Genomic DNA, 13,181 nt, shown 5'->3' on the forward strand with positions numbered 1-13,181 from the left:
GCCCGGAAAGGGCGGCTTGCGGTGCGCGATGCGCTGCTTACTTCAGTGCGTCGAACGCGCGCTCGCGGATTTCCTCGACGCTGCCGAGGCCTGAGATCTTGCGATACTGCGGCGCCTTCAGGCCGTTTTCCTCGCCGCGCTGCGCCCAGTCGCCGTAGTACTTGATCAGCGGCTTGGTCTGCGCTTCGTACACTTCGAGACGCTTCTTGACAGTTTCTTCCTTGTCGTCGTCGCGCTGGATCAGCGGTTCGCCCGTCACGTCGTCGTGGCCCTCGACCTTCGGCGGGTTGAACTTGATGTGGTACGTGCGGCCCGATGCCGGGTGCGTGCGGCGGCCGCTCATGCGCTCGATGATTTCCGAGAACGGCACGTCGATTTCGAGCACGTAGTCGATCGCGACACCGGCGTCCTTCATCGCGTCGGCCTGCGCGATCGTGCGCGGGAAGCCGTCGAACAGATAGCCGTTCGCGCAATCGGATTCCTTCAGGCGCTCCTTGACGAGGCCGATGATCAGGTCGTCCGTCACGAGCTTGCCTTCATCCATGAAGCGCTTCGCCTCGACGCCGAGCGGCGTGCCGGCCTTCACGGCCGCGCGCAGCATGTCGCCCGTCGAGATTTGCGGGATGCCGAACTTTTCCTTGATGAAGTTTGCCTGGGTGCCCTTTCCCGCGCCGGGCGCGCCCAACAGGATCAAACGCATGGTGATATCTCCAAGTATGTAGATTCGTGTGGCGAGACGCAAAGGCGCCGGCGACAACGTGCGCGGGGCTTGCCTGGCGCGCGGCGGACCGGTCTGATGCGGCGCGTCGGCTTCGGCGACGCGCGGCTGCCGGCAGGGCCGCGGGTGGGGTCAAGCGAGGACGCGCTGGTCGCGGACGGCTCGCACAATCGCCTGATTATGCCACGGCTTATTTTGAACCCGGCTGAAAAAGGGCCCGCACGCGCGCGAGATCGGCGGGCGTATCGATTCCGGCTTCGGGCGCGGACTCGGTGATCAGCACTGCGATGCGCTCGCCGTGCCACAGCGCGCGCAGCTGTTCGAGCTGCTCGGCCTGTTCGATCGGCGCCTGCGCGAGCGTCGGATACGTGCGCAGGAAACGCGCGCGATACGCATAGAGGCCGATGTGCCGGTAGACCGGAAATGCAGGGGCCGGCATCGCCGCGACGTCCGGCCAGTGCGGCTGGTATGCGTCGCGGCTCCACGGAATCGGCGCGCGAGAGAAGTACAGCGCGATGCTCTGCGCGTCGAGCGCGACCTTCACGACGTTCGGGTTGAACACGTCGGCCGCGTCGTGGATCGGGTGGGCCGCGGTCGCGATCGCGCAGGCCGGATGCACGGCCAGGTGCGACGCTACGTCGCGCACGAGCACGGGGTCGATCAGCGGCTCGTCGCCCTGCACGTTGACGACGACGGTGTCGTCGCTCCACCCGAACGTCGCCGCGACTTCCGCGAGCCGGTCGGTACCGGACGGATGGTCGGCACGCGTCAGCACCGCCTCGAAGCCGTGATCGCGCGCCGCGTCGAGCACGCTTTGCGCGTCGGATGCGACGAGCACCTGCTGCGCGCCCGCCTCGCGCGCGCGCTCGGCGACGCGCACGACCATCGGCTTGCCGCCGAGATCGGCGAGCGGCTTGTTCGGGAGGCGCGTCGACGCGAGCCGGGCGGGAATGACGGCGATGAAGGGTTGCGGGTGAGTCATCGGAGGGAACGGTGAGAGGGACGGGGGCGGGTGGCGCGTCCGGCGCCGGTCGCCCGGCGGCGTTCGGCGACCGGCCGGGGCCGGGTCGCCTTCAGGCGATTGCGCCGGTCGAGCGGCCTGGCGGCTTAGCGGCCGGCCGGGTCGACCGGCGTGCCTTCGACGGTCTGGCGCGCTTCGTCGACGAGCATCACGGGGATGCCGTCGCGGATCGGGTAGGCGAGCTTGTCCGCGTTGCAGATCAGCTCCTGCGCGGCGCGGTCATAGTGGAGCGGGCCTTTGCAGATAGGGCACACAAGGATTTCAAGCAGGCGAGCGTCCACGGAGTTTCTCCACAACGAGGGCAATGAGGCGAGGGTCGAGCGCGGCTTCGACAGGGACGACCCAGAGTCGAGCGTCGCGCCAGGAAGCGCCCAATTTTACTGCATCCTTCTCGGTGATCAGGATCGCATCGACGGCGTCGTCGACGAACGGATTGTCGGCGAACGCGTAGTGGTCGGGCAGCGCGCGCGTCGCCGGCGCCAGACCGGCCGCGCGCAGCGTCGCGAAGAAGCGTTCCGGTGCGCCGATGCCGGCCGCGGCGAGCACGCGCTCGTTCGCGAACTGCGACAGCGGGCGGCGCAGCGCGGGCTGGTCGAGGTGCCATGCGGCGCCCGGCGCGAGCGCGAGCGCGTAGGTGTCGGGCCACGGCGGCAGTGCGCCACTGTACGGATCGTTGACGAGCGTGGCGTCGCGGTGCCGCGACAGCGGCTCGCGCAGCGGGCCGGCCGGCAGCAGGAAGCCGTTGCCGCCGAGCCGGTGGTCGAACACGACGAGCTCGACCGTGCGCGCGAGGCGGTAGTGCTGCAGGCCGTCGTCGCTGACGATCACGTCGACGTCCGGATGCGCGGCGCGCAGCGCCTGCGCGGCCGCGACGCGGTCGGGGCACACCCAGACGGGCGCGCCGGTGCGGCGCGCGATCAGCAGCGGCTCGTCGCCGCCCACGCTCGCGCGCGACGCGGGCGTGACGGCGGTCGGCGCTTTCACGTTCGCGCCGTAGCCGCGCGACACGACGCCGGGCGTGAAGCCGGCCGCGCGCAACGCGTCGACGAGTGCGATCACGGTCGGCGTCTTGCCGGTGCCGCCGACGGTCACGTTGCCGACCACGACGACGGGCACGCCGACGTCGACCGGTTTCTTCCAGCCCTGCGCGTAAGCGGTGCGCCGCAGCGCCGCGCACAGGCCGAACACGCATGCGAACGGCGTGAGCGCCCAAGCGAGCGCGCCGCGCCGCTGCCATTCGCGTGTCAGGCGCGCTTCGAGCCGGGCGAGCGGGCCGCCGGGCGCGCTCATCGGACCGGGCGCGGCACGTCGTGCGCCGCGGCGTGGGACGGATTCGTCAAGGCGGATTCTCCGTTGGGCGGCGCATGCCGCGGGGTCTGCGGAAGGCGGCACTCTAGCGCGCCGCATGCGGACGCGGCAAGCGCGACCGGCCGACGCAGCCCGCGGGGCCGGATCGCGGCGGGCTGTGGATAACTCTGTGAAGAACTCCCCGGCCGATGGCCTCAAACGCCCGCCGGGTGGGCATCGAATCGGATGAGAATCATTTCGAAAGGTTTAAAAATATATAAAAATCAACGCGTTATCGATAATTGTCTGGTTTTTTTCGCGGTTTCCAAGCGTTTCAGGCGGACGATTGCCAGAATGTGGACACCTTTCGAGCGCCGCGACGCATGCGCTCGGCGCTGGACGCCGCGCGCGTGTCGGACTATCGTGTCGCCGCCAGCATTCATCCGACCGTCCATGCCTTCCGACTCCCCTTTTGCTGCACCCGGCGCGACCCGCGGCGGCGACGAAGTGATTCCCGTTTCGGCGCTCAATCGCGCGATTTCGACGATGCTCGAGCGTTCGTTTCCGCTGCTGTGGATTTCGGGCGAAGTATCGAATTTCACGCGCGCCGCGAGCGGCCACTGGTATTTCTCGATCAAGGACCAGCAGGCGCAGATGCGCTGCGTGATGTTCCGCGGCCGCGCCCAATACGCGGAATTCACGCCGCGCGAAGGCGACCGGATCGAGGTCCGCGCAGTCGTCACGATGTACGAGCCGCGCGGCGAAGTGCAGCTCAACGTCGAGGCCGTGCGGCGCACCGGGCAGGGGCGCCTGTACGAGGCGTTCCTGCGGCTGAAGGCGCAGCTCGAAGGCGAAGGGCTTTTCGCGCCCGAGCGCAAGCGGCCGCTGCCGGCCCACCCGCGCGCGATCGGCATCGTCACGTCGCTGCAGGCCGCCGCGCTGCGTGACGTGCTGACCACGCTTGCGCGCCGTGCGCCGCACATTCCGGTGATCGTCTATCCGGCGCCCGTGCAGGGTGCCGGTTCCGCCGAAAAGCTCGTCGCGGCCGTCGAGGCCGCGAATACGCGCCACGAGGTCGACGTGCTGCTGGTCTGCCGCGGCGGCGGCTCGATCGAGGATCTGTGGTCGTTCAACGACGAAGCGCTGGCGCGTGCGATCGCGGCGAGCGAGCTGCCGGTCGTCAGCGGCGTCGGGCACGAAACCGATTTCACGATCGCGGACTTCGCGGCCGACGTGCGCGCGCCGACGCCGACCGGCGCGGCCGAACTCGCGAGCCCGCAGCGCGCGCTGCTGCTGCGCGAGGTCGGCGAGCGCCAGCGTGCGCTCGCGCGCGGCATGGAACGCCGGCTCGAACAGCGCGCGCAGCAGCTCGACTGGCTCGCGCGTCGGCTCGTGAGCCCGGCCGAGCGGCTGCAGCGGCAGCGCACGCACGTCGAGCAACTCGCGGCGCGGCTCGCGGCGGCGGCGTCGCGGCCGGTGCGCGACGCACGCGCGCGCTTCGCGCTCGCGCAGTTGCGCTGGCAGCGCGCGCGGCCCGATTCGTCACAGGCGCGCCAGGCGCTCGCAGGGCTGTCGCAACGTCTCGCGCTCGCATTGCGGCGTCGTCACGAGCGCGACACGGCGCGTGTGTCAGCCTGTGCGGCTCGGCTCGAGGTGCTGAGCCCGAAGCGTACGCTCGAGCGCGGCTATGCGGCGCTCATCGATGTGCAGACGGGCCGCGCCGTGCGCGCGCCGAATGCGCTGAAGCCGCAGCGGCGCCTGACCGTGCATCTCGCCGAAGGCTCGGCCGACGTGTCGCTTGCCGACGTGCAGCCGCGCTTGACCGATACGATCTGACGTAACCGGCGCAAGCGAAACGAAGGTCCCGCAACGGACGCGTCCCGCGCGGGAACGGATACTGCGCATCGCCGGTTCGTCCTGCCGGACGTTGCGCAAACGTCGCTTTTCCGCATACCGCGGATAAATGGCCCGTGAGTTTGCGGGGTTATTCGTCCTCGCCTACAATCGGACGCTCGGCAGCATTCAATACAAGCCCCCCTACATACTCAACGAAGGAATCGCCATGGCTCATACGCTCCCGCCGCTCCCGTACGCTGAAGACGCACTCGCGCCGACCATCTCGCTCGAGACGATCCAGTACCACTACGGCAAGCACCATCAGGCTTATGTGACGAACCTGAACAATCTGATCCCGGGCACGGAATTCGAAAACCTGTCGCTGGAAGAGATCGTGAAGAAGTCGTCGGGCGGCATCTTCAACAACGCCGCGCAAATCTGGAACCACACGTTCTTCTGGAACAGCCTGTCGCCGAACGGCGGCGGCGCACCGACGGGCGCGCTGGGCGATGCGATCAACGCGAAGTGGGGTTCGTACGACGCATTCAAGGAAGCGTTCACGAAGGCTGCAGTCGGCACGTTCGGTTCGGGCTGGGCATGGCTGGTGAAGAAGGCCGACGGTTCGCTCGACATCGTGTCGACGAGCAACGCAGCGACGCCGCTGACGACCGCCGACAAGGCACTGCTGACGATCGACGTGTGGGAACACGCGTACTACATCGACTACCGCAACGCACGTCCGAAGTTCGTCGAAGCGTTCTGGAACATCGTGAACTGGGACTTCGCAGCGAAGAACTTCGCGTAAGGTCCGGTGCTGTAGCGTGACAATATAGTCTGGAAAGTGCAATAAAGATTGGAAAATTCAGACTAAACAGTGCAATAAAGTTTTGAAACTGTAGTGAAATTGAAAGCCCTCGGTATGAGGGCTTTCCGCTTTTTATGCTCGCTCTTTTGGGTATCCTCGACTTCTAACGGTAGGCGGGTTATCTGCCACAGCGTCAACTGAGGTTCAGTGAGAGTAATCTCAATCGCGCCGCGAGCAGTGGGCGGTGACCGCCTAGATCTGAGCATCGTTGACCTGGCGCGAACGACGCGGGGTCGGCGATGTGCGTCACATCATCGGCCGACGGGAACTATGGCGTACTTTACTAACGTCGTGCCCGCGACTAGTACGAATGGCAGTTTTGCGGCCCAAAGCTACCTAGTAATCAAAAATCGCAGGCGAGGGCCTGAGCCCCCATGGTTATCCTCGCGCGGCGTTTGTAGTGATCGAAAGCTTTTTCGAAACGCTGCCGCCGGTGTGGTCGATACCTCATTTAGACGAGGGCGCGGCCTGTCTACCCGACGGAGAGCAATTCGCCTTGTACAATCACGGCGGCCATACCCCGAAGTCAACTTTAGCGAGTCAACTTGGCAACCTCACAGCATCCGACTAGTTCCCGCGGTATCTCCAGCGGTGGCGCTGCAGCAGCAGGGGGTATTGGGTTCCAGGCCCAGCTTGGGGCGCTTTTCGGCCTGCAGTTGCTTGCCCAAGTTCCGGTCGACTATGTACTGGAATTGGGGGCAGCCATTCCTGTCTGGATTCGCTTTGAGACCGAGGCACCGGTGGACGATATCCTGGTGGCAACCTCGAAAGGTGGGTTCATCGCGGTGCAGGCCAAGACGACCGTGAACCTCTCGTCCGGGCCTGATGGCGGCTTTGCAAAGACCATCCAGCAGTTCGTCCGACACTGGCTTGTCTGCCGCGATGGTCAGGGTGAACAACTTTGGGATCGCTGCCTCGATCCGAGCAAGGATCGACTCGTGCTGGCAGTAGGGCCCACGGCGCCCGCTTCGATTCGCGTAGATCTCCCTGCTGCGTTGAGGTCTTACTCACAGCCATCGCCAAGTGCGATGACGCAAGGTCAGCAAAAGGCATTGGAGGCGTTTGAGACATGCATGCGTGAGGCTTGGGGCAACACTACGGCCGAACCATGGAGTCCGACCGTGCTTCAAAGTGTTGGACAGCTTGTGAGAGTGATGACGTTCGACCCGGCAGGGGTGTACGCCAATGTCATGGAAGGGCTGGCGGGGACGGTGACAACGACGGACCAGACTCGACCTTTGATCACTGCGCTGACCCAGATCAGCCAGCGCTGGATGACCGAGCGGAGCGGCGGCGACTTACCTACTCTGCGGCAAGTCGTCATGCATGCGCAAGTGCAGCTGTCTGCGCCGCCGCGCTTCGAAGATGATATCCGCAAGCTAAGGGAGCACTCGGCGCAAATTGCCGCCGACTTGCGACCCTATGAACAGATCGAGCGAACCGAGGGCGTCATCCAAATCACCCGGGAATGCCAGGCAGCCGCCTTAGCCGCGGCTCAGGATGGCTCGCTCCTCTTGATTGGCGAGCCCGGTGCCGGCAAGAGCGCAGTCATTAACGCGCTGGCCCGTGAGCTGAGGAACCATGGCGATGTCGTCGAACTCGCAGTCGACCGCTATAGCGTCCAAGACCTCGTTGGACTGAAGAACGAACTGAATCTCGAACACGATCTGGTCAAAGTGCTTGAAGCCTGGGACGGCCCATCCGGGGGATGGTTAGTGGTCGATGCTCTCGACGCTACTCGCGGCGGCCAGGGAGAAGGCGCGTTTCGAACGCTAATTGAGCGCGTTCTTGCATTGAAGGGTCGCTGGAAAGTCATCGCCTCGATCCGGACGTTCGACCTGCGTATGGGCGTCCGATTCCGTGAGTTGTTCGCGGGCCGTCCTGCCAACCCGGACTACCAGGATGCCGCATTCCCAACGGTAAGGCATCTGGTTGTGCCTCATTGGTCAGAGGAGGAGTTCGAGCAGGTACTAAACCAAGCGCCAGAACTCCGTACCGCCCTCGATGGCACGCCAACGAAGCTTCAACAACTTGCGCTTGTGCCTTTCAACACGCGTCTCATCGGCGAGTTGCTCCGTACCGGGATGGGCGCCGCAGCCCTTCGCGAACTGGCCAACCAAGCGGGCCTGTTGAGGCTGTACTGGGAGCACCGTGTGACGCCGTTGGGCTCGCGCGCCGATGCCTGCTTGCGCCTCGTTGTTGAGACGATGGTCAATAGCCGAGCGCTGCGGACCCAGACGCATGTCATCGCTGCCACGTCGCCCGATGCATTGGATGCACTTCTCCTCAAAGGCGTGTTAGCCAAGGTTGAGAACGAGCGCTTTATCCAATTCCGTCACCATCTTCTGTTCGACTACGCTGCCTCGCGACTTCTTATGGACGTTGATGGGCTCGTTTCAGGCGAGGAGCAGTACCTGAAAGCTCAGACGCTTGGTCTGATGCTTGCGCCCGCGATGGGCTTCTTGCTGCAGGAGCTCTGGGGAGCACAGCCGGATCATGAGCGCTATTGGATCGCCGTCGAACGAATGGTCGGCAATCCGGAAGGAGACCCCATCCTTCGCAGCGTAGCCGGGAGACTCAGTGCAGAGTTGCCGGAGAATGCTGCAGACACTCATGCCATCGCAAAGCATGTCGCCGACGGTCGAGACACGGCGCCTACGGCACTTTGGCATGTGGTGTCTGCGCTGGCGTTACGGCTAGAAGACCATCCGAATGTGAGTCTCATACCGTGGGTGTCGCTCGCCGGTAAACTCGCTGCTAACGTCGAGCGAGTTTCTTTCCCGTTGAGGACGCTGCTTTACCTCTTGATCAACACAGCGCGTCCGTCCCAGACAGGCGAGGCCGTCGGTCTTGCAGCAAGAGCACTGTTGCAATTCGTGTTCGACCATCCTGAGTCGAGAATCGATGCTGCTCAAGTCATTCCCGCTGTCGTCGCCACTTACGCGACTGCGCCTTCGGAGTCTCGAGGGCTTCTAGAACGAATCTTTGAACCTCAGCGCGCTGACGCACACAACTGGGAGGACGTTCCAGCCCTCTGCCGTGAGATTTCCAAACTGACCGACGCCGATCCTGATTTCGCTGCAACCGTGTATTCGAGAACGTACACAGGCACGGTCAAGGACGATATCACTACCAGCATGGGCGGTCGAAGTCAGATCCTATCTCTGACGTCGAACTCCAAGCAGGACTATCGCATGGCGCTGTTCTCGCTGTGCGAGTTCTTCCCGACGTTTTTAAAGAATCACCCTCCAGCGGCTACTCGAGCATTTGTGGAATCGGTAGACGACTACATACGACGGGAGCACAAGCTAGCCGAGTGCGAAGTTATCACCCGAACGATCGCTGGTCGGACTGTCCGACTTGAAACAGACCTGAGTCACATCTGGGCTCGCGACCCTGATGACACGTATGGTCAAGATTGCGACGCCCTAATTGCGAAGTTCCTTCCTGCATTTGTTGCATTGCCGGAGTCCGATGCTCGATTGGTCGCAGAGCAGATGTTGACTTCATCGCCATGGGCATTGACATGGTCGAGACTCTTCGTCGCAGCAGTGCGGCGCAACGATAGCTTGATTGATCTGCTTTGGCCGATCGCGGCGGATGAAGCCTGGCTCACCAATATCGATACTCAGAAGGATGCGATCGACCTCGTCGCCCACGGGTACGGGCGACGCAGCATGACTGAGCGGGAGGCTCTAGAAACTTCGGTGACGACCTTCGCGATGGAAGCGTACACTGCACCGGAGGCAGCTAGGGAGCGCCTGATCCAGCGCTTGTATAGCGTAATCGGACATGATCGGCTCGTCACCGAGAGTGCGCGTGCGATCCTTGCGACCACCCCGGCCGAATTAGTCGAGCGCGCCCGTCAAAACGAGCGCCCATTTCGGATCACAAGCGGATTTGGCGAGTCCAAGCCCTTCTTCTGGATCGAAGACTTGGACCGAGATAAGCCGTCGAATATCGCCGTCATGGAAGCCATCGAGGCGGCCCGGGACTACATCCAAGCCAAGCCTGGTCGCCCATCGGCTGACGAAATCGATACAGCGCACACGCTCGACTTGCTCGAGGCAATCGCTCGCGGCCTAGATGCTCCCGACTTGGACGAAACGCTGCGTAGCCATGGCGAAGGGGTCATCGGCCAGGGGTGTGGAGAACTTGCGCAGGGCGAGCGGCTAGTTGTCAAGGGGAACTTCGATCCGACTGATCGTTATCTCATGCTTGTTCGGATAGCGGCCACCTCTGACAACCCGGAGGTTAGCGACGAAACGGAGTCTCAATACGAACAGTCCCAGTCCTGGGGAGGGCCGGCCGCTCGCATTGAAGCTGCAACGGCGGTGCTGGACGTTTGTCTGCAGCGGGCCGATCTGTACCCGCGACTTACCGAGGATATTGATCGCCTGCTAGATGATCGCCATCCTGCAGCGCGGTCTCAGTCGGTTGAGCATCTTATTCGATTGTGGGAACTCGATCGGGCCGGTTTCTGGCGACGCCTCGAACTTCGTCTTGAACGAGAGGGAAACTTTGCGGTCTTGGGCTCCGCAGTCAATGTGCTACGAAGGGTCATTCACGTCGAGCCCGACCGCAGCGAACGGCTGATTCTCGCACTCCTTGCGCGGTACAGCGGTGCCGCAAGGCAGGCTGATCTTGAAGAGTCCCTGGCTGACATCGTTGCGATCCTTTCGGTGACCCATCAGAAAGCATCAGCGGAGGCCGTACTCTCAAGATGGCTGGACAACCCATCTTTGCACAGCGGTCCCCTCGGAAAGATTCTGTTCACGCTCCGTGATGCAGTCGTGCTGGGCCTGTATCCCGGTCAATCAGAGGACACTGTGCTTAGGCATCGGGCTCAAGCCCTCCTTCACCGAATCGTCGTTGCTGCCAGCGGACCACTCGCAACGTATAACCCGAGAGTTGCTGTTCCGGATGACCAGGTGCCGAGGTTAAAAGCGTGCATCGAGCTCATCGACAAGGCAGCCATGCAGCTCTATTTCGCGACCGGTCGAGCCAACGGCGGTACGGGAATCGATGATACGGGGTGTGAAATTTACTTGGGTGAAGTAGCGTCGACGCTCGAGCTGATCGCCGATCAAGCACAGCCGCATACAATTTACCAACTTCTCCAATTGGTGGAGATTCTAGCCCCGCAGGACCCGGAACGGGCCTTCGATCTGACCGCGCGTGCGATTCGAGGAGGCGGGGCGAAGGGCGGTTACCAATACGAACCGTTGGGTACCGAACTGATGGTCCGCCTGATAAGCAGCTTCCTTGCGGATAGCAAGGAAATCTTTGGGGCTGAAGAACGGCGCCAGGCGCTCGTGGACTGCCTCGAGATCTTCATGGAAGCAGGGTGGCCTTCGGCAAGAAAGCTGCTCTACCGCCTGCCGGAGCTGCTCCAGTGATTCGCGAAGTGACTGAGGCAGAGTTCATCGACCGATTTGCTAATCTGATCGATCGCTTCGACGCGTCGATCGCCGCAGACGCGCAACCGGAATTTGCCGGCGCGGAGGTAGGCGATCCTCACGAACACACGACTCGTGTTCACTTTCTAGATGAACTCGTAGAGCTGCTTGGTTGGTCCCTCGGATTGGGTGGAGACATGGCGGAAGAGGTTCGTCTCAAGGGCGAAACGACCACGTTCATGGACTATCTCGGCGTCAAGGTAGACACCAATGCTCCAGCCTTACTCATTGAGGCGAAAGCGTGGGACAAGGCGTTTCTGGAACCACGAAGGAAGGTAGCTTTTGAAGCCACAACCCTATTGGGTGAGGGAATCAATCACTGGAGAAACGGTGGGGAGGCGAAAGACTCTCCACTGGCGGGACAATGGCATGCCTACATCGATCAGGTGGGCGGCTACGTTAAAGGTCTGAAAGACAAACATGAACACACGCTGCCGAGAGCCGTGATTACAAGTGGGCAATGGATCGTCGTGTTCGTTGACCCAGTGCAGGCCTTCATCGAGGGCACTGTCGAAGACGTCAAGATCAAGATCTTTCATAGGCAGAATTTCAAGGCCCAAGCCAGCGAAATATTTCGGCTGATATCGAAGAACGCTCTCGCCGCAGAGACTCCCTTTAACGTGCGACCTACTCAGGTCTTGAACTATCTCACAAAGGACTTGGTCGTCGCATGTTTTCACGCGGTTCATGTGAGCTACGAAGCAAGCGGAACACCCCTCTTCGGACGAAAGCCACGCGTATTGGTCTATCCCGCGCTGGTACTGCGTGGGGCGGACAACATGCTCCTGACGGTGCTCGAGGAATCTGAGGAGTCCTTGCTCGAGTACACGAAGGACGAGACAACGGACGAACTCTCTCTAGGTCCACACGTCGAACGGCTGGCTGCCGGCGCCGCGGCGCTACTGGCACGAACGGGAGCACAGCTCGACATTGAGCTTCGACCCGCGCCGATTGTCGATTTTCCGGGATTCCGGCCCGAACCGATGAATAAACCGTCGGTCACACGGCCGCTCGCGCGTTCGAATCCCCGAGAGCGTGATAATTGGATCATCGTTACTGGCCAAGCGACTCACTTTGTTAAAACTGTCCCCGATTTGGACTGCAGGTTCCATAAATGGAGCGTTTGCAATTTCGTGCGCCTGGCAGCAAGACCATCTGCGATCTCTAGACCTGCACTGGCGATCCCGAGGGCCCTCTTCGTCGACGAAACACCTCACCACTGCGCTCACCGTGATGTTATGGACCGCAGAGACCCCCGTTGTCAGATACACATGATTGACGCGAGCCTTTGTTGTCGCGGCTGCGCCTTTGCCTCAGATTGTTGGCCCGGCGATACCCGCCCGCCGCTGCCGTGTGGCACCTAGCATGCCGTGAGATGGCAAGACTACGGTTGCTCATGAAGCGAACAGTACGTACAAGACGGTCTAGCCTGCAAGTGCCGCGGCATCCGGCGCATGTTCGAAGCGTTGTTCACGAATCTCTAGACCTTCACGCGACGCGACCGCCTCGCTGAACGTTAGTCACCATCCTCCAGATAATGACTGAACGACAGGGATCGGCCTGGACCAAGACATTGCCTGGCGCTGTCGATACGGCCGCTTTTGGCCGAGGCTGTGTGAAAACCCGCGCCGAACGCACCGGCCGACAAACTCGGCTCGCCAGATCGCCACGTACGGGTTTCGAAGCGGTTCGGGAGGGGTAAAGCGACACTCGAAAACCGGATAGTTTCGAGTTTTCACACAGCCTCGGCCGTACATGGAAATTCGCCGATCAGCCTAATTGAAGGTTGGCTACGCAATCGTTGATTGTCTGTGCGAACTGCGGATTGGATAAATCGATACCGACGCGCGCAAGCGAAAGCAACAATTGCTCGACGCCTTCAACCCCTACGATGCGTCCGTTTTCGACGGGATCACTGAATCCGGGGAGCGCTCCCGGCAAGTCGGATCGATACTTGCGATTCCGTCTTCAACCCTGAGGTCGATTCCGAACGGT

General features: G+C 62.4%; 8 protein-coding genes. 4 read left to right on the forward strand and 4 right to left on the reverse strand.

The annotated features are described in order from the left end of the window. Positions 1-37: 37 nt before the first annotated feature. The 4 genes from adk to lpxK all read right to left on the reverse strand — a co-directional run bounded on the left by adk (position 38) and on the right by lpxK (position 3,029). Positions 38-700 carry an adenylate kinase gene (gene adk, locus DM992_RS07225; protein WP_111016255.1) on the reverse strand — a complete coding sequence of 221 codons (663 nt, stop codon included), beginning with the start codon at positions 698-700 and terminating at the stop codon, positions 38-40. Between the two features lie 208 nt (positions 701-908). Beyond that, on the reverse strand, positions 909-1,700 hold the full coding sequence (gene kdsB, locus DM992_RS07230) for a 3-deoxy-manno-octulosonate cytidylyltransferase (protein ID WP_111016256.1): 792 nt from the start codon (positions 1,698-1,700) through the stop codon (positions 909-911). 125 nt (positions 1,701-1,825) lie between these two features. Continuing rightward, the gene (locus DM992_RS07235; RefSeq protein WP_010090898.1) at positions 1,826-2,020 is read right to left on the reverse strand and encodes a Trm112 family protein; all 195 of its coding nucleotides are present in this window, start codon (positions 2,018-2,020) and stop codon (positions 1,826-1,828) included. After that, positions 2,001-3,029: a tetraacyldisaccharide 4'-kinase gene (lpxK, locus tag DM992_RS07240; protein ID WP_111016257.1), complete on the reverse strand. Its 1,029-nt coding sequence runs from the start codon at positions 3,027-3,029 to the stop codon at positions 2,001-2,003. Before lpxK ends, DM992_RS07235 begins: the two co-directional genes overlap by 20 nt. A 450-nt stretch (positions 3,030-3,479) precedes the next feature. Between lpxK and xseA the strand changes: the two genes are divergently transcribed. From xseA to DM992_RS07260, 4 genes are all read left to right on the forward strand, one after another. After that, the gene (gene xseA / locus DM992_RS07245) at positions 3,480-4,862 is read left to right on the forward strand and encodes an exodeoxyribonuclease VII large subunit (protein ID WP_111016258.1); all 1,383 of its coding nucleotides are present in this window, start codon (positions 3,480-3,482) and stop codon (positions 4,860-4,862) included. 226 nt (positions 4,863-5,088) lie between these two features. Beyond that, complete coding sequence (sodB, locus tag DM992_RS07250) at positions 5,089-5,667, forward strand: superoxide dismutase [Fe] (RefSeq protein WP_011352986.1); 579 nt, start codon at positions 5,089-5,091, stop codon at positions 5,665-5,667. 605 nt (positions 5,668-6,272) lie between these two features. Continuing rightward, the gene (locus DM992_RS07255; RefSeq protein WP_162631602.1) at positions 6,273-11,126 is read left to right on the forward strand and encodes a zeta toxin family protein; all 4,854 of its coding nucleotides are present in this window, start codon (positions 6,273-6,275) and stop codon (positions 11,124-11,126) included. Then, positions 11,123-12,550: a hypothetical protein gene (locus DM992_RS07260; RefSeq protein WP_162631603.1), complete on the forward strand. Its 1,428-nt coding sequence runs from the start codon at positions 11,123-11,125 to the stop codon at positions 12,548-12,550. The genes DM992_RS07255 and DM992_RS07260 overlap by 4 nt, the downstream gene beginning before the upstream one ends. Positions 12,551-13,181: the final 631 nt, after the last annotated feature.

The sequence above is a fragment of the Burkholderia sp. JP2-270 genome, from assembly GCF_003233675.1.
In the GTDB taxonomy this organism is placed as follows: Bacteria; Pseudomonadota; Gammaproteobacteria; order Burkholderiales; family Burkholderiaceae; genus Burkholderia; species Burkholderia pyrrocinia_C.